23 protein-coding genes and 2 tRNA genes are annotated in these 18,843 nt (G+C 73.4%); 11 read left to right on the top strand and 14 right to left on the bottom strand.

What is annotated here, in order from left to right; translation table 11 throughout:
• The first annotated feature begins 932 nt into the window (after nt 1-932).
• On the top strand, nt 933-1,091 hold the full coding sequence (locus FHL80_RS25645; RefSeq protein WP_216870797.1) for a hypothetical protein: 159 nt from the start codon (nt 933-935) through the stop codon (nt 1,089-1,091).
• Between the two features lie 43 nt (nt 1,092-1,134).
• Nucleotides 1,135-1,881 (top strand): 3'(2'),5'-bisphosphate nucleotidase CysQ, encoded by a 747-nt coding sequence (locus FHL80_RS16390; protein ID WP_138734442.1) that lies wholly within the window; start codon nt 1,135-1,137, stop codon nt 1,879-1,881.
• On the opposite strand, the gene arr is transcribed toward FHL80_RS16390, so the two are convergent.
• Nucleotides 1,878-2,315: an NAD(+)--rifampin ADP-ribosyltransferase gene (arr, locus tag FHL80_RS16385; RefSeq protein WP_138734448.1), complete on the bottom strand. Its 438-nt coding sequence runs from the start codon at nt 2,313-2,315 to the stop codon at nt 1,878-1,880. The two genes, FHL80_RS16390 and arr, sit on opposite strands and share 4 nt — an antisense overlap.
• A 77-nt stretch (nt 2,316-2,392) precedes the next feature.
• Here arr and FHL80_RS16380 point away from each other — a divergent pair, with 77 nt between their 5' ends.
• Nucleotides 2,393-3,277, top strand: a complete 885-nt coding sequence (locus tag FHL80_RS16380) for a hypothetical protein (RefSeq protein WP_246078730.1) — start codon at nt 2,393-2,395, stop codon at nt 3,275-3,277.
• Here the strand turns inward: FHL80_RS16380 and cysC are convergent.
• From cysC to FHL80_RS16370, 4 genes are all read right to left on the bottom strand, one after another.
• The gene (gene cysC, locus FHL80_RS26340; protein ID WP_138734441.1) at nt 3,259-4,287 is read right to left on the bottom strand and encodes an adenylyl-sulfate kinase; all 1,029 of its coding nucleotides are present in this window, start codon (nt 4,285-4,287) and stop codon (nt 3,259-3,261) included. The genes FHL80_RS16380 and cysC overlap by 19 nt on opposite strands.
• 36 nt (nt 4,288-4,323) lie before the next feature.
• Nucleotides 4,324-4,491 (bottom strand): hypothetical protein, encoded by a 168-nt coding sequence (locus FHL80_RS25635; protein WP_216870795.1) that lies wholly within the window; start codon nt 4,489-4,491, stop codon nt 4,324-4,326.
• A 134-nt stretch (nt 4,492-4,625) separates the two neighbouring features.
• On the bottom strand, nt 4,626-4,751 hold the full coding sequence (locus FHL80_RS26770; protein WP_281283489.1) for a hypothetical protein: 126 nt from the start codon (nt 4,749-4,751) through the stop codon (nt 4,626-4,628).
• A 53-nt stretch (nt 4,752-4,804) separates the two neighbouring features.
• Nucleotides 4,805-5,980, bottom strand: coding sequence for a glycosyltransferase family protein (locus FHL80_RS16370; protein ID WP_138734440.1), 1,176 nt, complete (start codon nt 5,978-5,980; stop codon nt 4,805-4,807).
• 121 nt (nt 5,981-6,101) lie between these two features.
• Here FHL80_RS16370 and FHL80_RS16365 point away from each other — a divergent pair, with 121 nt between their 5' ends.
• Nucleotides 6,102-6,965: an ATP-grasp fold amidoligase family protein gene (locus FHL80_RS16365; protein ID WP_216870794.1), complete on the top strand. Its 864-nt coding sequence runs from the start codon at nt 6,102-6,104 to the stop codon at nt 6,963-6,965.
• A 16-nt stretch (nt 6,966-6,981) separates the two neighbouring features.
• A complete protein-coding gene (locus tag FHL80_RS16360) occupies nt 6,982-7,218 on the top strand; it encodes a hypothetical protein (protein ID WP_138734438.1) in 237 nt (78 codons plus the stop codon).
• Nucleotides 7,219-7,250: 32 nt separating this feature from the next.
• Here the strand turns inward: FHL80_RS16360 and FHL80_RS16355 are convergent, their stop codons facing one another.
• The 4 genes from FHL80_RS16355 to FHL80_RS25630 form a co-directional block, all read right to left on the bottom strand.
• Nucleotides 7,251-7,757 carry a hypothetical protein gene (locus tag FHL80_RS16355; protein WP_216870793.1) on the bottom strand — a complete coding sequence of 169 codons (507 nt, stop codon included), beginning with the start codon at nt 7,755-7,757 and terminating at the stop codon, nt 7,251-7,253.
• A 282-nt stretch (nt 7,758-8,039) separates the two neighbouring features.
• The gene (locus FHL80_RS16350; RefSeq protein ID WP_138734437.1) at nt 8,040-9,089 is read right to left on the bottom strand and encodes a PHP domain-containing protein; all 1,050 of its coding nucleotides are present in this window, start codon (nt 9,087-9,089) and stop codon (nt 8,040-8,042) included.
• Nucleotides 9,090-9,099: 10 nt separating this feature from the next.
• Complete coding sequence (locus FHL80_RS16345) at nt 9,100-9,621, bottom strand: DoxX family protein (RefSeq protein ID WP_246078729.1); 522 nt, start codon at nt 9,619-9,621, stop codon at nt 9,100-9,102.
• 147 nt (nt 9,622-9,768) lie between these two features.
• Entirely contained in the window at nt 9,769-9,942 is a 174-nt protein-coding gene (locus FHL80_RS25630) for a hypothetical protein (RefSeq protein ID WP_216870792.1), read from the bottom strand.
• A gap of 149 nt (nt 9,943-10,091) precedes the next feature.
• On the opposite strand from FHL80_RS25630, the gene FHL80_RS16340 reads away from it, so the two are divergent.
• Nucleotides 10,092-10,733 (top strand): hypothetical protein, encoded by a 642-nt coding sequence (locus FHL80_RS16340; protein ID WP_138734435.1) that lies wholly within the window; start codon nt 10,092-10,094, stop codon nt 10,731-10,733.
• A gap of 19 nt (nt 10,734-10,752) precedes the next feature.
• On the opposite strand, the gene FHL80_RS26335 is transcribed toward FHL80_RS16340, so the two are convergent.
• The 4 genes from FHL80_RS26335 to FHL80_RS16320 form a co-directional block, all read right to left on the bottom strand.
• Nucleotides 10,753-11,214, bottom strand: a complete 462-nt coding sequence (locus tag FHL80_RS26335) for a hypothetical protein (RefSeq protein WP_246078728.1) — start codon at nt 11,212-11,214, stop codon at nt 10,753-10,755.
• Nucleotides 11,215-11,660: 446 nt separating this feature from the next.
• Entirely contained in the window at nt 11,661-12,227 is a 567-nt protein-coding gene (locus FHL80_RS16330) for a DUF6318 family protein (RefSeq protein WP_138734434.1), read from the bottom strand.
• A 138-nt stretch (nt 12,228-12,365) separates the two neighbouring features.
• Nucleotides 12,366-13,796, bottom strand: a complete 1,431-nt coding sequence (locus FHL80_RS16325) for a bifunctional phosphatase PAP2/diacylglycerol kinase family protein (protein WP_138734433.1) — start codon at nt 13,794-13,796, stop codon at nt 12,366-12,368.
• Nucleotides 13,797-13,868: 72 nt separating this feature from the next.
• On the bottom strand, nt 13,869-14,399 hold the full coding sequence (locus FHL80_RS16320; protein ID WP_138734432.1) for a CGNR zinc finger domain-containing protein: 531 nt from the start codon (nt 14,397-14,399) through the stop codon (nt 13,869-13,871).
• Between the two features lie 101 nt (nt 14,400-14,500).
• Here FHL80_RS16320 and FHL80_RS16315 point away from each other — a divergent pair, with 101 nt between their 5' ends.
• The 5 genes from FHL80_RS16315 to FHL80_RS16295 all read left to right on the top strand — a co-directional run bounded on the left by FHL80_RS16315 (nt 14,501) and on the right by FHL80_RS16295 (nt 17,216).
• The gene (locus FHL80_RS16315) at nt 14,501-15,709 is read left to right on the top strand and encodes an MFS transporter (protein WP_216870791.1); all 1,209 of its coding nucleotides are present in this window, start codon (nt 14,501-14,503) and stop codon (nt 15,707-15,709) included.
• A gap of 89 nt (nt 15,710-15,798) precedes the next feature.
• Nucleotides 15,799-15,887 (top strand) — tRNA-Ser (locus FHL80_RS16310).
• Nucleotides 15,888-15,905: 18 nt separating this feature from the next.
• Nucleotides 15,906-15,978: transfer RNA gene (locus tag FHL80_RS16305), tRNA-Arg, on the top strand.
• A gap of 75 nt (nt 15,979-16,053) precedes the next feature.
• Nucleotides 16,054-16,458 (top strand): hypothetical protein, encoded by a 405-nt coding sequence (locus FHL80_RS16300; RefSeq protein WP_138734430.1) that lies wholly within the window; start codon nt 16,054-16,056, stop codon nt 16,456-16,458.
• A 17-nt stretch (nt 16,459-16,475) separates the two neighbouring features.
• Entirely contained in the window at nt 16,476-17,216 is a 741-nt protein-coding gene (locus FHL80_RS16295) for an MBL fold metallo-hydrolase (RefSeq protein ID WP_138734429.1), read from the top strand.
• A gap of 232 nt (nt 17,217-17,448) precedes the next feature.
• On the opposite strand, the gene FHL80_RS16290 is transcribed toward FHL80_RS16295, so the two are convergent.
• Nucleotides 17,449-18,759, bottom strand: coding sequence for an alpha-hydroxy-acid oxidizing protein (locus FHL80_RS16290; RefSeq protein ID WP_138734428.1), 1,311 nt, complete (start codon nt 18,757-18,759; stop codon nt 17,449-17,451).
• Between the last annotated feature and the right edge of the window lie 84 nt (nt 18,760-18,843).

The following is an 18,843-nucleotide window of genomic DNA, read 5'->3' as shown; positions in this document are numbered from 1 at the left end:
GCTGGCGGGAGCCAGGCCGACTGGCCTTTCACGAGGGCTTCCCATCAAGCGACGAGGGCAGCCCACGCGGGGTGAAGGCCGATCTCACGGCGGCCCATCAGCGGTTTCCACGCGCGCAGGGGGCTCGGCCGGGCTCGACGGGCTCGACGGGCTCGACGGGCTCGCCGGGCTCGCCGGGCTCGACGGGCTCGACGGGCTCGACGACGCAACGGGCGAGGGCGGCGCCGTGCTGACGGCGGGCGGCGTCGACTGCGAGGGAGCAGCCTCGGCTGGGGTCGCTGCCGGCACGTCGTCGACAGCTGGGACGTCGGCGACCGCTGAGGCACTCGTGTCCTGGGCGGCGCGCGCGGGGGCGGTCACGCTGATGAGGAGCGCCCACAGACCCACGGCGAACAGCCCGGCAGCGGCCAGGCTCCGCCGCCACGTGCGGGCGGACCATGGGACGGCGAAGCGACCACGGGCCGCCATCGGCGTCCCCGTGGTCTCCCGTCCTCGTCGCGCAACCGCCCGGATCAACTGGTCTCTCCCGGTCACGTCGCCATCCGCGGGCGACCGATCGCTCGCCGTGGAACGTGCAGGAGGGCACACTCTTGCCTGGCCTCGGAAAGGGCAACAGGTCCGCGCCTGGCCATCACGCCGCGCGGCGGAACCTCACCGTGGGTGAGGGTCCGCGAGTAGTTCCAGTACCGGAACCAGCCCTGCGAGCGCGTGACCGGCAGGTCTCGAGCCCCTGGAACCACTTGTATGACCGCGCAACTACTGTGCGTGAGCGGCTGGGCCCGCTGGTCATGGAAGGGCTCGCTGGCTGAGTTACACGGGGCTCGGAATGGGCACCAGTCACAGCTCGTGGGCGCGCCCACAAGCCCAGCCGGATGTTTCGCCCAGCGGCTCCGCGGACACAATCGTGGGAACCGCCTATGGGGGAGAGTCCGATGGCGTGGTGGCTCGTAGCCCTGGTGGCCTGGATGGTGATCGCGGTTGCCGTTGGTCTGCTGGTGGGCGCAGCGACGGCCGTGGCGGATCGCCGGGAGCGGGCCCCGCGGGCACAGGTCTTCGTCCCGGATGACTGGTCGCTGACGCCGACGCGCTGACGAACGGCGAGGATGGGTCATCGCCCCCGACGGAAGACCGACGTTGACCTCCTCCGACCACCAGACCGCCGCCCAGCTCGCCCGCGAGGCGGGGGAGCTGCTGCTGCAGGTTCGCGCTCGCGACTTCGCTGACGCCACCGAGCGCAAGGCCGCCGGTGACGCCGAGACTCACCGCTTCCTCCTCGACCGGCTCGCCGCGCTGCGCCCGGACGACGCCGTCCTCTCCGAGGAGGGTGCCGACGACCCGATCCGGCTGGTCTCCGACCGGGTGTGGATCGTCGATCCGCTCGACGGCACCCGGGAGTTCTCCGAGCTCGACCGCACCGACTGGGCCGTGCACGTCGCCCTGTGGGAGCGCGGCGAGCTGACTGCCGGCGCCGTTGCCCTCCCCGCCGAGGGCACCACGCTGAGCACCGTCGACGTGGCCGAGACCCCCTCCCGCTCGGACGGGCCGATGCGGCTGGCGGTCAGCCGGAGCCGCCCGCCGGCGCTGGTCACCGACCTCGCCGGCCGGCTGGGCGCCGAGCTGGTGGCTCTGGGGTCGGCCGGGGTGAAGGCGATGTCCGTCGTCCGCGGCGACACCGACGCCTACGTGCACGGCGGCGGCCAGTACGAGTGGGACTCCGCGGCGCCGGTCGCCGTCGCCCGCGCCGCCGGGCTGCACGCCAGCCGGCTCGACGGCTCACCGCTGCGCTACAACCGGCCGAACCCGTACCTGCCCGATCTGCTCATCTGCCGGCCCGAGCTGGCCGACCGGCTGCTCACCGCGCTGCAGGCCACCGCCAGCTAGTCCTCGATGACGTCCAGGCCCTGCTCGCGCAGCCGGGCCAGGCTGTCCAGCATCCCCTGCAGCACCTCCGGCGAGTGCCCCTGCCAGTCGTCCAGCTCGCCGACGACGCGCAGCGGAGAGCGGGTGCGGTAGGACCGGGTGGGGTTGCCGGGGAACCGCTTGTCGGTCACGTTCGGGTCGTCCTCGAACGGGCCCAGCGGCTCGACGACGTAGATGCGTCCCCGCTCGCCGGTGCCGGCCAGCGCCGTGGCCAGCTCGGCTCCCCAGACGGCGGTCTCCACGGCCGCGGTGAAGTAGATGTTGTTCGACACCCGGCCGTCCTGGTAGTTGGAACCGTGGCCGGGGACCAGTTCGTCGCCGACCTGGAGCGTGGCCTTCGTCCCGTGGAAGAACGGCCCCTCGACGTGCTCCCAGTGGTCATAGGTGACGGGCACGTGTGTGCCCTCTCCCGATGTCACAGCCGTCACGGTAGGGGGAAGACAGGCCGATATCGGTCAAGGTCCGTCCCGACGTGACCGATGACCACTGCATGGCGTGGTGGGGCTGGGCTCTCGTGGGCTGGGTGGGGTTGTCGGTCGTCGTCGCCCCGTTGATCGGGATGGCGCTGCACAAGGCCGACCGGCGGGAGCGCTCGACCCTCGGCCTGGCACAGGCGCCCGTCGCCGCGCCGGTGCGCACCCGGCGGCGCATCCCGGTGCCGCCGCTGACCTTCGCGCTGCTGCTCACTGCCGCCGCCCTCGAGACCGGCGGCTTCCTCGTCCGCACCTCCGGCCACGAGCACACCGCCCGGCTCTGGTCGATGGACGCCCCGCTGTCGCTGCCCCGCATGTTCGTCGCCGGGCTGTTCCTCGCCGCCGCCGTGGCCGCCGCCGCCGGCGCCGCCCGCGCTCCCGCACGCCGGCCGTGGTGGGTCGCCGTCGCACTCATCGCCGCGCTCGTCGGCCAGATCAAGGCCGGTGGGACCGTCCACTCCGGCGCCATCAGCGCGCTCGGGCTCGGCGATCGCCCGCTGCTCGCCACCCTGCTCAGCGCCGTCGTCGTCGCCGTCGTCCTGGTCGGGCTGTGGTGGCTCAGCCGCACCGAGCGCCGCGACCGGCGCCGGATGCTCATCGCGTTCGGCCTCTACGCCTCCGCCGCCGTCGGCCTGTCCGGTGTCACCTCGCTCATCGGGCACGCCGGCGCCAGCGCCTACTGGACCGCCGCCGCGACCTTCATCGAGGAGACCGGTGAGGCGTTCGGCGCGATCGCCGTCCTCACCGCCGTCCTGGTCGGTGTCGCACCGCGGCTCGTGCTCCCCGCCGCCTGGCTGCTCCGCCGTCAGGCCGACGCGCAGACGATCGACGCCCCCGGCGTGGTGGGGCCCCGGCCCACCGGCCTTCAGCTGCCGCCGAGGTAGTCCAGCACCCGCCGGGCGCTCTGCTCGACGCTCGACGAGCGGGTGTCGATCGTCAGCTCCGCGTCGGTGGGCTCCTCGTACGGGTCGCTGATCCCGGTGAACTCGGCGATCTCCCCGCGGCGGGCCTTCGCGTACAGGCCCTTCCGGTCCCGCGCCTCGCACTCCTCCAGCGGCGTCGCCACGTGCACCAGGACGAACGAGCCCGGCCCGGCCTGCTCCTCCACCAGCCGGCGGGCGTCGGCGCGGGTGGCGGCGTAGGGCGCGATCGGCGCGCACACCGCCAACCCGCCGTGCTTGGCGATCTGCGCGGCCACCCAGCCGATCCGGCGCACGTTGGTGTCCCGGTCGGCCTTGGAGAACCCCAGCCCAGCGGACAGGTGGGTGCGCACCTCGTCGCCGTCCAGCAGCGTGACCGTGTGCCCGCCCTCGAGCAGCAGCTCGACCAGCTTGCTGGCGATCGTCGACTTCCCGGCGCCGGACAGCCCGGTGAACATCACCGCGCGCCCGCCGGTGTGCGGCGGTGCCGGGTCGACGTGGCTGGCCACCGGCCCGGCGCCGTAGGCGGCGGCGAGCTCCAGCCAGGTCACCTCCGGGTCCGCGGCGGTCACCGGCACCGGGACGACGATCGTCTCCCGCCCGACCGTGCGGTCGGCCCACACGGCGGCACCGAGGGAGATGACCGCGGAGTCCGGGGCGGTGCCGGCCACCGGCAGCAGCACCAGCAGTCGGTCGGGCAGGCCGGCGTCGCTCTCCGGCGGGGTGCCCACCCAGGCGGCCGGCTCGGTCCAGCCGCGCGCCTGCAGCTCGGCGCGGACGCTCGCCGGCGAGCGCCAGCGCGGGATCTCGTGGACGGCGAGCCCGTCGGGGCCGGTGGTGGCGACCAAGACGCCCTCGGCGTCCTCGAACTCGGTGTCCGGGGCGAGGTCGGGTGGGCCGGGCGTCAGGCCGAAGGCGTGCCGGGCCAGGTCAGCCAGCTGGACGTGCGACAGCCGGGTCCGGGGGAGGGCCATGGCTGCAGTCTGGCAAGCCGGTGCGGTGGGGGCAGCTCAGATGGCGGGGCGGACGACGCCGCAGCGGCAGCGGTACAGCGAGGAGCCGCTGAACGCGTCGGCGCCCGCGTAGCCGTAGCGGTGCAGGTGCCAGTCGGTGCGGCCCGCGTCGGAGCGGGTGGTGGGCCGGGGGCCGGCCAGGACGCCCTCGAGGAGTCGGATCACCCGGTGATCATGCGGTCAGCCGGCCGGTAAAGCGAGATCCGATCGTCCGGGTGACCAAGATCACGTCGCTCGGCGGGGTGACGCCCGGGTGGACGGCGGGCGTCCCGGTGGTGGCGCGGTGCTACCGACCCTCCTCAGCGGGCGGTGCGGGTGCGCTGGCAACCGGAGCGCTGGGCGGCGAAGCCGGACTGCAGCGCGTCGGCGAGGGTGATCGCCGGGTCGGCGGATTTCGAGCCCGGAGCAACAGCGGTGGTCGTCATGCCGGAAAACTAGGGCAACGCTGAGTGCAGTCATAGGCGACACACGGTGACTGCTAGGGCGGATCGGTCGCGGGGTGCACTCCTGTCACACGGCCTGGACGACGGCCCAGGGTGGCGTCCAGCCAGGCGTCGGTGCGCCTGCTCCAGGTGCGCTCGGCGGCCCAGTCGATGCGTTCCTTCGCGCAGCCGACCGGTTCGTCGACGGCGGCGACCATCGCCGCGGCCATCTCCTGCGCATTCGCGACGACGGCGGTGTGCGGCGGGGTCTCGCCGGAGTGCTCCAGGTGCCCGGCGGTCGCAATGACGGGCAGGCCGCGCGCGCAGTAGTCGTAGGTCTTCATCGACGACTGGCCCAGCGCGATGCCGGCGACGTCGGGGACGAGCCCGACCGTCGCGCCGTCCAGCACGTCGGCCAGCCGGTTCCGGGGCAGCAGGCCCTCGTAGCGGAACCGGCCACCGGTCTCCGGCTCCAAGGCGAGGAAGCGATCGCGGGGCGCGTGCGCGGAGCCGGGGAAGACGAGCTGGCCGTGGACGGTGAGCGTCCAGTCGGGCAGCGCCGCGAGCACCGCGCGGATCAGGTCGACGTCGAACCGCTCGGCGACGCTGCCGACGTACACCGCGTGCCGCTCACGCCGCTCCGCCGTCCGGCGTGCGGTCAGCAGCGTCTCGTCGGTGCCGTTGGGGACGACGACCGGTGTCCGGCCCGGGAAGAGGTCGGTGAGCACCGGGTTGACGACGACGACCTCGTCGGCCTCGTCGGCGATCCGCCGCAGCTGGTCGGGCAGCCCGCGGGCGTGCGGGAGCAGCCGGGCCCAGTCGTCGGTGCAGTCGAAGACCCGCCGGCCGGGCAGGGCGCGGGCGGCGCGCCACTCCCAGGGCAGCATGAACACCGACAGCTGCGGGTCCCAGCCGGAGCGGCGCAGGAATGACGCGAGCAGGCCGGCGTCCAGGCGCTCGGCTGCCGGGCTGCGTAGGCCCGGCTGGACGGTGGAGCGCTCGGTCACGGTGATGCCGGGGGCGACGGTCTGGAACCGGGCCCGGCGCAGGTGTGCCCACCAGTTGCCCGGGTCGGTGCGCAGCCGGCGGGCGTCGGCCGGTGCCTGCACGAAGCGGACCGGCAGGCCGCGCTGCACCAGGTGCCGGGCGATCATCTGCTCGCGGCGGATGGCAGGGTTCCAGGGGTCCTTGGCGAGGAACCCCACGCCCGTGCTCGGGCTGGACGCGTTCAAGGCCGGCGCTCCTCGCTCTTCCCGGGTGCCGACCCTCGATCGCTGTTGACGAGGTTGCTCGGACCAGACTGTGCACAACCATGATGCGTGCCGCCGATGTGCGCGAGCGGAGGAGGTCCCGGTGTCGGCGTGGCGGAGCGTGCTCGTCCGGTTGCCGCTGCCGGTGAAGCGCGCCGTGCTGTTCCACGAGGCGCACGGCCGCTGGCCGCCGCGGGTCCCGCGCACCTTCGTGGAGAAGGTGAACTGGCGGGTGGTGCACGACCGCCGTCCGCTGATCGGGCAGCTCGGCGACAAGCTGGCGATGAAGGCGTACGCGGCGTCACGCTGCCCGTCGGTGCGGGTGCCCGCCGTGCTCTGGTCCGGGACGGACCTCGCCGAGTTCGCGGCGCTCGACCTGCCTTCCCGGTGGGTGCTCAAGCCCAACCACGGCACCATGCGGGTGCACATCGGCGGCGGACGCCCGGACGTCGTCGAGCTGGCGCGGACCACCGCCGGCTGGCTGGACGAGCCGCTGTTCCGGACGCGCGGCGAGTGGGTCTACAGCCAGGCGCGGCGGGGGCTGCTGGCCGAGGAGTTCCTCGGGTCGGGGGAGCCGCCGGTGGACTTCAAGTTCCTGGTGTTCGGCGGACGGGTGGTGCTGGTGCAGGTGGACACCGGCCGGTTCGCGGACCACCGGCGCCGGCTGTACCGCCCGGACTGGACGCCGGTCGACGTCGCCGAGGACGTCGCTGCGGGCCCAGTGACGGCGCCCCCGGCGCTGCTGCCGCGGATGCTCGAGGTGGCGGAGGTGTTGGGCGCGGAGTTCGACTTCGTCCGGGTCGACCTGTACGCCGTCGACGGCGAGGTGTGGTTCAGCGAGCTGACGCCCTACCCGGGTGGTGGGCTGGACCGCTTCGACCCGGCGCTGGACGTCTCCTTGGGCAAGCTCTGGCAGCTGCCTCCCCGCTCGGCGGTGCGCGTGCGGCAGGGGACCATCCAGGCCTGAGCGCTAGGGTCGGTCGATGGTCCGTTGGGTCGGTGCACTGCTGACGGCGGCAGTTCTGTCCGGGTTCGCGTTCCTCCTGCTGACCGGGGACTACATCCGGGAAGGCCCCGTCCTCGTCACCTTGAGCGAGACCCATGGCATCCATCGTGGAGACGTCGGGATCGTCGCGTTCTGGACGATCGGGATGATCGGCCTGCTGACCGCGGTCCTCGCCCGACCCGACTCGAAGGCCCGGGACGCGGATCGCCCCTGACGTCAGGCCCACGCTCCGGCCAGCTCATGGCCTCAGCCGACCGGGCCGTCGTGCCAGCGCAGCACGCGCAGCGCCCGCAGGGTGTTCCAGCGGCTGGGCTGCCCGTCGCCGTCCTCGAGCGGGAAGTGGGCAGCGCCGGAGTGGGTGTCCTCCAGCAGCCAGGTGCCGTCCGGCTGCTGCTTGCTCCGCACCACGGTGACCGCCTCGGCCAGCCGCTCGTCCCGGCTGCCGGCCAGCCGGAAGTGGTCCAGCGCCCGGAGGACGTCGTAGTGCCACTGCGGCGGGAAGGAGAACTGCAGGTAGCCCGGCTGGACCGGCTCGCCGGTGCTCTTCCGACGGAACAGCGACCGCTCGAGCAGGTACTCCTCGCCGCGGTGCCGAGCGGCCGCGGTCTCCGCAGTGCCGCCGCCGGCCAGCTCGTGCGCCAGCAGCCCCTCGAGCACGTTGATCGTCGAGTCGAACGACGACCGGGTGGAGCCGTGCTCGGTGAAGCAGTTCCAGCCGCCGTCCTCGAGCTGGTCGTCGAGCAGCCGCGCCACCAGCCCGTCGACGTCCTGGCCGAAGTACGCGCCGAGTGCGACGACGCGGCCGTTGATGCACGCCTCGGCCTCGCCCTCGAAGAAGCGTGCGCCGTCGTACTCCCAGCGGCAGTTCTCCGCGACCAGGGCGACCGTCTCCCGGGCCGCGCCCGACGCCGGGTCCAGCCCGAACTCGCGGAGCAGCGCCAGCGTCGGCCAGGTCGCGCATCGCCTGCCAGCGGATGGCGGGGTCGGAGTCGAGCAACCAGTCCAGGACCGTCATGCCCCGGGAACCTAGGACGTTCAACCCCGGGTGCGGGTCAGCAGCGCGTCGGCCGGGGCGGTGTTGATCACCCGGTCGGCCGGGACGCCGCACTCCACCGCCCGCACGCAGCCGTTGTCCTGCCAGTCCAGCTGACCGGGGGCGTGCGCGTCGGTGTCGATGGCGAAGTCGCAGCCCAGCTCGACGGCCTGGGTCAGCAGCCGGCGTGGCGGGTCCAGCCGCTCCGGCCGGGAGTTGATCTCCACCGCCGTCCCGTGCTCGACGCAGGCCCGGAAGACGGCGTCGGCGTCGAACTCGCTCTCCGGCCGCGGCTTCTGGGTGCCGTTGCGCTGCTGGCGGCCGATCACCAGCCGCCCGGTGCAGTGCCCCAGGACGTCGGTGTGCGGGTTGGCGACGGCCGCGAGCATCCGCTCGGTCATCGCCGCCTTCGGCGCCCGCAGCTCGGAGTGCACGCTGGCGACGACGACGTCCAGCCTGCCGAGCAGCTCGTCGGTCTGGTCCAGCGAGCCGTCGACGTTGATGTCGCACTCGATGCCGGTGAGGATCCGGAAGGGCGCGAGCTCGTCGTTCAGCGCTGCCACGACGTCCAGCTGCTGCTCCAGCCGCTGCGGGGTCAGCCCGTTGGCGACGGTGAGCCGGGGTGAGTGGTCGGTGAGCGCCAGGTACTCGTGGCCGATGGAGATCGCCGCCTCGGCCATCTCGCGGATCGGGCTGCCGCCGTCGGACCAGTCCGAGTGCGCGTGCAGGTCGCCCTTGAGCGCCGTGCGCAGGGCTGCGGCGTCGTCGGCGAGCGGGGTCAGCTCGGCGTACTTCTCCTCGAGCCCCTGCAGATAGGCCGGCACCTCGCCGCGGTGCGCCTCGACCACGACGGCCGCGGTCTTGTCCCCGACGCCCTTGAGGTCCTTGAGCGTCTTGGTGCGGACGCGGCGGTCGAGCTCGGCGTCGTCCAGGCCGGCGACGACGGTGGCCGCCGTCCGGAAGGCCTTGACCCGGTAGGACGGTTCGCGGGCGCGCTCCAGGAGGAAGGCGATCCTCCGGAGCGCGCCCGCGGGCGTGAGCTGTGCCGTCATGCTGCCCAGGTCAGGACTTGAGCTTCTTGGCCTGCTTGGCGGCCCGCTTCTGCGCCTTCGCGGCCTTCTTGGAGGCCCGCTCGTAGCTGGCCTCGGCTGCGGCAGCGGCGGCGCCGGCGGTCTTCCGGGCCCGCCAGCCGACCGACGGCTTGCCCTCGGTGTCGACGGCGGCGAGCAGCAGCCCGCCGAGCATGCCGGTGTTCTTGAGGAAGTTGCTCGTCTGGCCGAAGCGCTCCTTCGGGTCCTCGTGCTCCCAGAAGCGGTGGCCGGCGAAGGTGGTGGGGACCAGCGAGGTGGCCAGCGCGAGCGCAGCGAAGCGGGGGAACTTGCCCAGCGCGAGCAGGGTGCCGGCGCCGACGTGCACGCCGGCGTTGACCTTCACCCACTGCTCGACGTCGTGCGAGACCTCGATCGGCAGCTGCTTGTCGGCGATCTCGGTGAGCTGCTCGACGATCGGCGCTGCGCCGGGAACGCGGCTCTGCGGGTTCCGGAGGGTCTGGATCCCGCCGTAGATGAACGTGGAAGCGAGCATGGGCCGTGCGATCCGGCGGACCAACATCTGGAGACCTCTTCCCATCGGTGACGTCAGCAGGGACCTGCCCTGGTCAGTGCCAGGACAACCCTGCCTTGCGACCGTAGTGAGAAGCGACCCCCGGCGCTGCGCGAACCTGCGCCGGCGTCAGCTGGCGGTGCGCACACCCAGGACGTCGTCGACCGTGAGGTTCTGGGGGAGGCCGGCCAGGTGGTCGTTGAAGGGGGCCCGCCGGTCGGCCACCCGGATGCCCGCGCTGATGATGACGGCGGCACCGACTGCGAGGGTGAACCAGACGGCGACGACCACGACAGCGAACATGGGGTCTTTGTAGCGGCGCAGGCTTGGTGTCAACTCGATGTTCTGTAGGCGGAACCTGACAAAGCCGTTGCTAAGTCGTTGGGTCATGGTGCAGGGATCACAGTGGTGGCGGCATGTGGTTGTCACAGTCAGGACGGGATGATGGGCGCGTGACCAGGGAGGAGCTCGACGCGGCTCCTGCCCTCCGGGGTCGGTGGGTGCTGCCGCTCGCGCTGGTCGGCGCGCTGGTGTTCGTCGTCGGGTTCGTCGTCGAACTGCGCTGTGCGGTGGGGTCGTGCCCTGATCCCGCGGTCCGCCGGCTGTTCCGGCTCGACGCCCTGGGTGCGCTGCCGCGATTGTTCACCACCGTACTGTTCCTGGCTGTCGCCGTGCTCGCCGCGGTGGCGGCGGTGCGGTCGGCGGGACGGGCGCGGTGGTGGTGGACCGGGGTGGTCGTCGGGGGAGCCGCGCTCACGGTGGCCAAGGCGGTGAGCTCGCACTCGGCACTGGAGCGGGACGACGGACGCTTCACCACCCTGGTCGGCGCCGTGCTGCTGACGGCGATCGGGCTGTCGTTGCTGTGGCGGGCGGGCCAGGCGTGGGCGGTCCCCGGGACGACGCCGATCGTGGTGGCTCTGGGTCTCTACGCGGCCGCCGCGATCGGGCTGGACCAGATCACGGTGGCGGCGGCCGGGCTACGGCACCCGTGGGTGGCGCTGGCCGTGGCGACCTTCGTGGAAGAGGGTGGCGAGGCGGTCACCGCGCTGCTGCTGCTCGTGGTCGTGTCCCGTTGGGTGCCGCGCCGCAGCTGACCCGTTCAGGAGTGCTCGCTCAGTCGTAGGGGTTGGTCAGGACGGTGCGGGCCTGCAGGACGGTGAAGGTGGCCGGTGCGCCCTGGGTCGTGGTGGTGCCGGGGACGTCGGCCTGCACGCCACCGTCGACGGAGTAGGTGGCGCTCCAGGTCGTGGTCAGCGAGGCGGTGTAGGTGCCCGACGAGTAGTCGTGCGTGATGGTCGCGTTCGGGTAGGGCGCGCCGGGGTCGGTCGTGGTGAGGACGGCGCTGTCGCCGGTGTCCCAGCTGTAGGTGCTGGCGGTGGCCGCGATGTCGACGGTGAAGCCGCGGATGTCGACCGTGAACAGCTGGGTCGTCGGGCTGTCGGTGAAGAAGATGACCGGCAGGCCGACGAGAGCCTCGCCCGGCGGCTGCTGGCGGGTGGTCAGCTGGGGGAGCGGCAGCGTCTGGAAGTAGCGGAACACCTCGTCAGGCGACGGCGGAGGGTTGAGGTCCGTCACGTCGACGCAGCTCTGAGCGTCGTTGACCCAGTTTCCGTAGGGCGTGCCGGTGGGAAGTAGCTCTGCTGGGGCGCCTCCGTCGACGGGCGCCTGCACGCCGTCAATCAAAGGCTGCGCCAGTCGTTGACGTTGAACGACATACAAGCCAATCAGTCGCCCCGGGACAGCTGGGCAGACGCCTCCTGAGACGCATCCGCCGGTCGCGGGATCGCTAATTTGGCAGGGAGTTTGCAGGCGCCAGCGGTACATCGGCACCGCGGCAGGTGCATTGCTGGCCCGTCGGACTCCTCGGTCGTCTGCGGAGGAGACGTCAGCCGCTTCAAGCGTGACGTTCCCGTGGCCTAGTTCGCTATGGACTGCTCCTATCGACCCGCCTGGTACGGCCCAAGCCGTCGACGATGCGAGGAAGAATATGACGACGGAGGTCGCAACCGCCGCCGCGCGTGCTAGTTGACGTCCCATTGCGTCATAGCCCAGGCTGCTTCGGTTGGTCGCCATGTCAGCACAGCTCCGCAACTGTAAGTAGCTTGTGGGTCCTCACTTACGGTTGCGCCGGCCTCATCGTGGATCGTTAAGGCTGCTTGATCAATCGTGAACGCGCCCTCGATTGCCCCATCGGCGTCGGGCGTCAAAGAGGTCGCTCTGAGTGTGACCGCGCCGCCATCGTACGTGTGACGGCTGGCGGCATTCTCATCTAGGCGCTGGATCAGGGCGTCGCAAAAAGAGCATTCTTGGCTGAACTGGCGAAGGTAGGTCGAGTCCATTTCAACCTGCGCTTTCGTGTATACCGCCATGTAGTAGCGGAGGAATGCTTCCGCGCCGGCGGGGGTCTGCTCTCGCGCCTCGTCGGGCATGGGCAGGTCCGGTGGGCCGAGGGGCGGCAGGCTCGCAGCGGTCCCTGCTGCGCTGCTCGAGGTCGACGGCAACGTCTCGTTCGCGGTCTCCCCGCCCGAGCAACCGGCGAGCACGGCAATCCCCACAGCCGCCGCAGCAGCCACCTGCACGAGCCGCATCCGTCGTCCTCCCGCAGTCCCGGAACGAAAAAGTTCCCAGAGACTACGCAGCTCAGCGGCTCGCCCGCGTCCCCCGGACGCCTGACCTGTGGACGGCGCAGTTGAGCTCTGCTCCAGATGTGGAGCAGAGCTCGAGCGTCACCGGGAGCAGTAGATGGTCAGCCGCTCGCGCTTGCGGAAGACGAACTCCGTCGTCGTCTCCCCGGTCTCCCCGTCGTACGCCACCTGCTGCGGCCCGGACAGCGACCGCACCCGCAGCTCCGACGCCTGGAACTCCGCGTGGGACCGGCTGTGGTCCCCGACCCCCAGCAGCGTCGCCAGCACCGCCCGGGTGCGCCCGAACCGCAGGTCGGCCCGCAGGTACTGCACGTCCAGCAACCCGTCCTCCAGCCGCGGCCGCCACGCCGGCGACAGCCCGCGCGGCACGTAGCAGCCGTTGCCGATGAACAGGATCCACGCCGAGACCCGCCGTTGGTTCAGCTCCAGCTCCACCGGCGACCCGTGCCGCAGCACCTGCGCCGCCGCCACCGTCAGCGCCGCCCACTTGCCCATCCGCCCGCTGAGCCGGTCCCGGCGTCGCACCATCTCCGGGTACGAACCGATCGACGCGGTGTTCAGGAACGGCACCCCGTTCACCTCGGCCACGTCCACCTGCACGGCCGCCCCGCTCACCACGGCTGCCGCGGCCTCCGGCGGCGTCGCCACGCCCAGGTCGCGTGCGAAGTGGTTCAGCGTTCCCGCGGGAACGACGGCCAGCGGCAGTCCGAACTCCAGCGCGACGGCCGCAGCTGCCGCGACGCTGCCGTCGCCGCCGGCCACGCCCAGTGCCCGGGCGCGCCCCGACCGCGCGGCCTCGCCGAGCAGCTCAGCCACGCCCGCGTCCGCACGCAGCTCCAGCACCTCGGCGCGGGGCAGCAGCTCCCGGATGTCGGCGGCCGGGTCGTAGTCCTCGCGGCCGGACCGCGGGTTGACCGCGACCACCAGCCCCTCGCCGTCCGGCAGCGCCGGGGCGTCCCAGGCCTGCCACACCCGCGCGGGCTCGACCGGCCGCACCCGCCACCACCGCTGGGTGGCCAGCGCCACCGCGCTCCCGACGGCCATGCCGGCGGCGACGTCGCCCGGGTAGTGCACGCCGACGTGCACCCGCGAGTAGCCGACGCCCGCTGCGATCGGCGCGATGAGCGCCCCGGCGACGGGGCTCTCCAGGGCGACCCCGGTCGCGAACGCAGCCGCCGACGCCGAGTGACCGCTCGGGAAGGACAGGGTGTGCGGTGACCGCTTCAGTGCACGCGCGTGGTGGACGTCGGCCAGGTCCGGCCGCACACGACCGAAGAGCCGCTTGAGAACCGCGTTGACCAGCGCGCTCGACACCGCCAGCGCCCCGATCCCGCGGACCGCTGCGCGGCGCGACCGGCCCGGCTTCAGTCCGAGGACCGCCCCGATGGCGAGCCAGAGCTTGCCGTGGTCGGCGAAGGTGGAGAGCCTGCGCAGCCACCGGTCGACCCGCGTCGTCGGCAGGCGACCGACGCGCGCCAGCAGTGCGGCGTCCCAACGGCGCGGTGAGGGCACGGCGCGGACGTTAGTGCCCCGTTCAGGGACCCGGCGCGAGCTCGCGAGTGTCGGGGGGAACGGGGTGTTCCCTCAGGCGCGCTTGCGGGCCCGGTAGGCGGCGACCGTCGAGCGGCTGGCGCAGGTGTTGGAGCAGTAGCGGCGGCTGGCGTTGCGCGAGGTGTCGACGTAGACGTTGCCGCAGCCCTCCGCCGAGCAGACGCCCAGTCGCTGCCAGCCGTGCTGGACGACGACCTGCGACAGGCCCATCGCCACCGTCGTCGTCAGCTGCTCGACCGCGCCGGCGTCCGGGCGGGCGTAGTGCAGGTGCAGCTCGCCGTCGTGGTCGGTCGCGTACGGCCGGGGTGAGGCCAGCGCCAGCAGGGCGTTCAGCCGGGCCATCACGTCGGGCTCGCTCTCGGCCAGCGCGACGTCACGGACCAGCGTTGCGGTCTGGGCCACCTGCCCGGCGACCTGCTCGGGCAGGGACAGCGACGTGCCCTCGGTGAACCACTCGGTGTGGGCGTCGAGGAACGCCAGCACCCAGCCCGGGTCCTCGCGGTCGGCGTTGGCCAGGTCGATCGCCAACTCCACCGCATTCGACCCGTAGGTGTCGTAGTCCATTTGGCTCCCTACGCCGTGCTAGCCTCTGGAATCTGTAGGGACTCAACCGGCGTTGACCCCCTACAGATTCCCTCATCGCACAACCTGAAGTGAGCACAGTCATGCGTTCGTACCTCACCGTGTGGCGGTTGCCGTCCGCCCCGGTGCTCTTGCTCTCCGGCTTCGCCGGCCGTCTGCCGTCCTCCATGGTGCCGCTCGCGCTGCTCCTCATGGTGCAGGAGCAGACCGGTTCGTACGCGGTTGCCGGCGGCGTCTCGGCCACCTACGGCATCGCCACCGCCCTCGTCGCCCCGGTGCTCGGGCGGCTGGCCGACCGCCGCAGCCCGCGCGGCGTGCTGCTCGCGCAGTCCGCCCTGTACCCGCTGCTGCTGACGCTCGCGGCGGTCGTCGTCCTGCTCGGGTCCCCGGTGTGGGCGCTGCTCGCCGCGGCCGGCGCGGTTGGTGCGAGCACCCCGCTGGTCTCCGGCACCGTGCGGGCGCTGTGGTCCCGGGTCGACGCCCATGTGCGGCCCACCGCCTTTGCGCTGGACGCGACCGCCACCGAGCTGGTGTTCGTGGCCGGCCCCTCGCTGGTCGCCGTCCTCGCCCTGGTCGCGAGTCCGTCGATCGCCCTCGCGGTCGCCGGCGTGCTCGGCGTCGCCGGTGCGCTCGGCATCGCCACCAGTGCGGCCATGCGCGCCTGGGTCCCGGCGTCGGCCGAGCGGCGGCCGTTGTTCGCGACGGTGACCACGCCCGGTATGCCGCGCATCCTGCTCAGCGGCACCGCGCTGATGCTCGGCATCGGCGCGCTCGAGGTCGCCGTCCCGGCGTTCGCCGACGCGGCCGGCGCCCCCGGGATGTCCGGCCTGCTGCTCGCCGTCTGGGCGCTCGGCTCCGCCGGTGGCGGCCTCTGGTTCGGCGCCCGGATGATCAGCGCCACGTTGCCCCGCCAGTACCGCTGGGGGCTGCTCGGCGTGACCGTCGGCCTGGCCCCGCTCGCCGCCGTGTCCAGCCCGTGGCTGCTCGGCGTCCTGCTGTTCCTCGGCGGGACGGCGATCGCCCCGACGCTGACCGTGCAGAGCTCGCTGGTCGGCTCGATCGCCCCGGCGGCGGCCACCACCGAGGCGTTCACCTGGCTGTCGACGGTCTCCTTCGGCGCCTCCGCGATCGGGGCCGCCGTGGGTGGCGCGCTCATCGAGACCCACGTCGGCGTGGCCGGTGCGCTGGTGCTCGCCACCCTGGCCGGCGCGCTCGCCGTGCTGGTCACGCTGCTGCCGGGGCGCCGCCCGACGGCCCCGACCGCACCCCACCGGGACGTCGTCCACGCCTGAACCGACGGCGTCCCCCTACCCGTGTGGGGGGACGCCCGCGGGCGCTGGTAACCTCTCTTCTCGGTGGTTCCGAGGGAACTCGGAGCCCGGGAGGCTTCGCCTAGTCCGGTCTATGGCGCCGCACTGCTAATGCGGTTTGGGTTAATCCCCATCCCGGGTTCAAATCCCGGAGCCTCCGCGCACGACAACTGAACACGCACCCGTAGCTCAACGGATAGAGCATCTGACTACGGATCAGAAGGTTAGGGGTTCGAGTCCCTTCGGGTGCACGTCTGGTTGAGACAGCGCGCGGCCCCGTTCCTCCTCGTGAGGAGCGGGGCCGTCCGTGTTCCCGGGAGGGCCTCGTGGACCACCTGCAGCACCAGCGGCGGCGGCGCACCTTTGCGGGCCTCGCGCTGCTGGGCGTCGTCGTCCTCGCCGGTGGCACTGCGCTGGGCCGGTCCCTGCCCGGGCCCGACGGCGGCCCTGTCGGCCGGACGGCCGGCCAGACGGCCGGCACCCCCTCGTGCCCCGACGCCGCCACGCTCCTCGCCCTGCTGCCCTCGCCGGCGGACGGCGATCCGACACCCCGGCTCGCCTCGCCGGACACCGTCTGCGCCGGCGAGTGGGCGGTCATCGGTGTCGCACCGCAGGCCGTTGAGCTCTTCCGGCACGTCGACGGGTCCTGGGAGCGGGCCGACGCGGCGGACAGCTGCTCGGCCGGTGGGCTCCCGGCCGAGGTCGAGCAGTCGGTCTGCGGCGGCGGCTGAGCGGCAGACTGCCGGGCATGAACCGCGGCGACGTCCAGCAGGTCGCCGACGGCGTGTTCCGCGTCGACGGCGGCATCGTCAACTGGTACCTGCTGCGCGATGGCCGGGACCTCACGCTGGTCGACGCCGGCTACCCGGGCAACGCGGGGGACGTCGAGTCCTCGATCCGGCTGCTCGGGCACGACCCGCGCGACGTCCGGGCGCTGCTGATCACGCACGCGCACGCCGACCACATCGGCGCCGCCGGCCTCCTGCACGCGCAGCACGGCACCCCCGCCTGGTGCAGCGCCGCCGAGGTCCCGCACGCCCACCGGGAGTTCCTCGAGCAGGTCACGCCGGTGCAGGTGCTGGCCAACGCGTGGCGGCCGGGCGTGCTGCCGTGGGCGGTGCGGGCGATCCGGCTCGGCGGCACGACGCCGACCGCCGTCCCCTACGCGCAGCCGTTCCCCGGCGCCGGCCCGCTGGACCTGCCCGGCGGGCCGGTGCCGGTGCCGACGCCGGGGCACACCCGCGGGCACAGCGCCTTCCACCTGCCGGCCGTCGGGGCGGTGCTCACCGGCGACGGGCTGGTCACCGGGCACCCCACCTCGCGGCGCCGGGGTCCGCAGCTGCTGCCCGGCTTCTTCGACCACGACCGGGCGGCGACGGCGGCCGCGCTGGCGCCGCTGGCCGGGCTGCACGCCGAGCTGGTGCTGCCCGGGCACGGGGAGCCCTGGCGCGGGCCGGTCGCCGACGCGGTGACTGCGGCACGGGGCTGAGCACGCCCGGGCGCACGACCGGTCCGCGCGGAGGAGGTTGGCGGGCGGGGGGCCGGCCCTGACGGTCTGGCCGCGTTGGTCGGTCCCTCCAGCGGTGGAGGGCCACTCGTACCGGCTGCCCCCGCCCGCGTTCACTGTGACTCCGCTCACAGATCGAAGTCAAGGGCCGGTCGGCGCGCCGCACAGAGGGGCCGAGCTGTTCGCCGAAGGCACGCCTGGGGCGATCACCGGGTCAGGGGCGGCGGCGGAGGGTCTCGCGGCTGAGCTGGCCGACGGCGGTGTGCCCGGTCAGGCCCAGGGTCAGGTCGAACTCGCCGAGCACGTCCTCGACCACCTGCCGCACGCCCTCCTCGCCGGCCACGCCCAGCCCCCAGGCGTACGGCCGGCCGAGCAGCACCGCGCGGGCGCCCAGCGCGACGGCGACCAGCACGTCGGCGCCGCTGCGCACGCCGCTGTCGAACAGCACCGGCACCCGGTCGGCGATGGCGTCGACCGCGTCGGGCAACGCGTCCAGCGCGGCGATCGAGCGGTCCACCTGGCGCCCGCCGTGCGTGCTGACCACCAGGCCGTCGACCCCCTCGTCGACGGCCCGGCGCGCGTCGTCGGGGTGCAGCACGCCCTTGAGCACGATCGGCAGCCGGGTCCGCTGCCGCAGCCAGGCCAGGTCCGCCCAGGTGATCGAGGGCCGGGAGTAGATGCCGAGGAACACCTCCACGGCCGCACGGGGGAGCGGTGAGCGCAGCGCCTCGCGCAGCGGCATGCCGGTGGCCCGGGACCACGCCCGGGACATGCCCACCAGCGCCCGGACGGCGGAGGGGTTGGGCCGCGGCTGCGGGTCGCGGGGGCTGCCCGCCGCGGCCGCGCGCTCCTCGACGAGCCGGCGGAACACCGGGTCGGAGGTGTACTGCGCGATGCCCTTGCCCAGCGCGAACGGCAGGTGCCCGAGGTCGAGGTCGCGTGGCCGCCAGCCGAGCATCGTGGTGTCCAGGGTGACCACGACCGCGTCGCAGCCGCAGGCCTCCGCCCGGCCCAGCAGGCTCTCCACCAGCTCGTCGGAGGTCGACCAGTACAGCTGCATCCAGCGCGGCGCGGCGTCGGGACCAGAGCCCATCGCCGCCGCGGTGGTCTCCATCGGCACCGACGCCTGGTTGGAGAACACCATCGGGACGCCGATCGACGCGGCCGCCCGTGCGACGGCGAGGTCGGCCTCGGGGTGCACCAGCTCCAGCGCGCCGACCGGGCCCAGCAGCAGCGGTGCCGGCAGTCGCCGTCCGAACAGCTCGACGGAGGTGTCCCGCGCGCTGACGTCCCGCAGCACCCGGGGGACCACCGCCCAGCGGTCGAACGCCGCCCGGTCGGCGCGCTGGGTGTCCTCGTCGCCGGCGCCGCCGGCCACGTAGCCGTAGGCGCGGGCGCCGAGCCGGCGGCGCGCCTCGGTCGCCAGCTGCCGGTAGGCCGTCGGCACCCGCGGGTGCCGGCCGTACACGCCCGCCCGGTAGACCGCGTCCTGCCGCCGCCGCCCCGTGCCCGCCGCTGAGCTCACCCGGCCACCGTAGTGACCTGCCTCTCCCGGCCGCCCGCTGCGGGGCCGTCCCACGACACGCCCGGAGTGACACGCCGCTGACCC

The organism is Modestobacter excelsi, assembly GCF_005930495.1.
GTDB lineage: Bacteria > Actinomycetota > Actinomycetes > Mycobacteriales > Geodermatophilaceae > Modestobacter > Modestobacter excelsi.
The sequence above is the reverse complement of the archived record's forward strand: the minus strand, read 5'-3'. Positions and strand labels throughout refer to the sequence as shown.

Coding starts and splice junctions, on each gene's coding strand:
- FHL80_RS25630 (WP_216870792.1), bottom strand. CDS start 9,942: ATGTTCGCTGTCGTGGTCGTCGCCGTCTGGTTCACCCTCGCAGTCGGT.
- FHL80_RS25645 (WP_216870797.1), top strand. CDS start 933: ATGGCGTGGTGGCTCGTAGCCCTGGTGGCCTGGATGGTGATCGCGGTT.
- FHL80_RS16315 (WP_216870791.1), top strand. CDS start 14,501: ATGCGTTCGTACCTCACCGTGTGGCGGTTGCCGTCCGCCCCGGTGCTC.
- FHL80_RS16320 (WP_138734432.1), bottom strand. CDS start 14,399: ATGGACTACGACACCTACGGGTCGAATGCGGTGGAGTTGGCGATCGAC.
- FHL80_RS16345 (WP_246078729.1), bottom strand. CDS start 9,621: ATGCTCGCTTCCACGTTCATCTACGGCGGGATCCAGACCCTCCGGAAC.
- cysC (WP_138734441.1), bottom strand. CDS start 4,287: ATGGCCCTCCCCCGGACCCGGCTGTCGCACGTCCAGCTGGCTGACCTG.
- FHL80_RS26770 (WP_281283489.1), bottom strand. CDS start 4,751: ATGACGACCACCGCTGTTGCTCCGGGCTCGAAATCCGCCGACCCGGCG.
- FHL80_RS16330 (WP_138734434.1), bottom strand. CDS start 12,227: ATGCGGCTCGTGCAGGTGGCTGCTGCGGCGGCTGTGGGGATTGCCGTG.
- FHL80_RS16350 (WP_138734437.1), bottom strand. CDS start 9,089: ATGACGGCACAGCTCACGCCCGCGGGCGCGCTCCGGAGGATCGCCTTC.
- FHL80_RS16295 (WP_138734429.1), top strand. CDS start 16,476: ATGAACCGCGGCGACGTCCAGCAGGTCGCCGACGGCGTGTTCCGCGTC.
- FHL80_RS16360 (WP_138734438.1), top strand. CDS start 6,982: ATGGTCCGTTGGGTCGGTGCACTGCTGACGGCGGCAGTTCTGTCCGGG.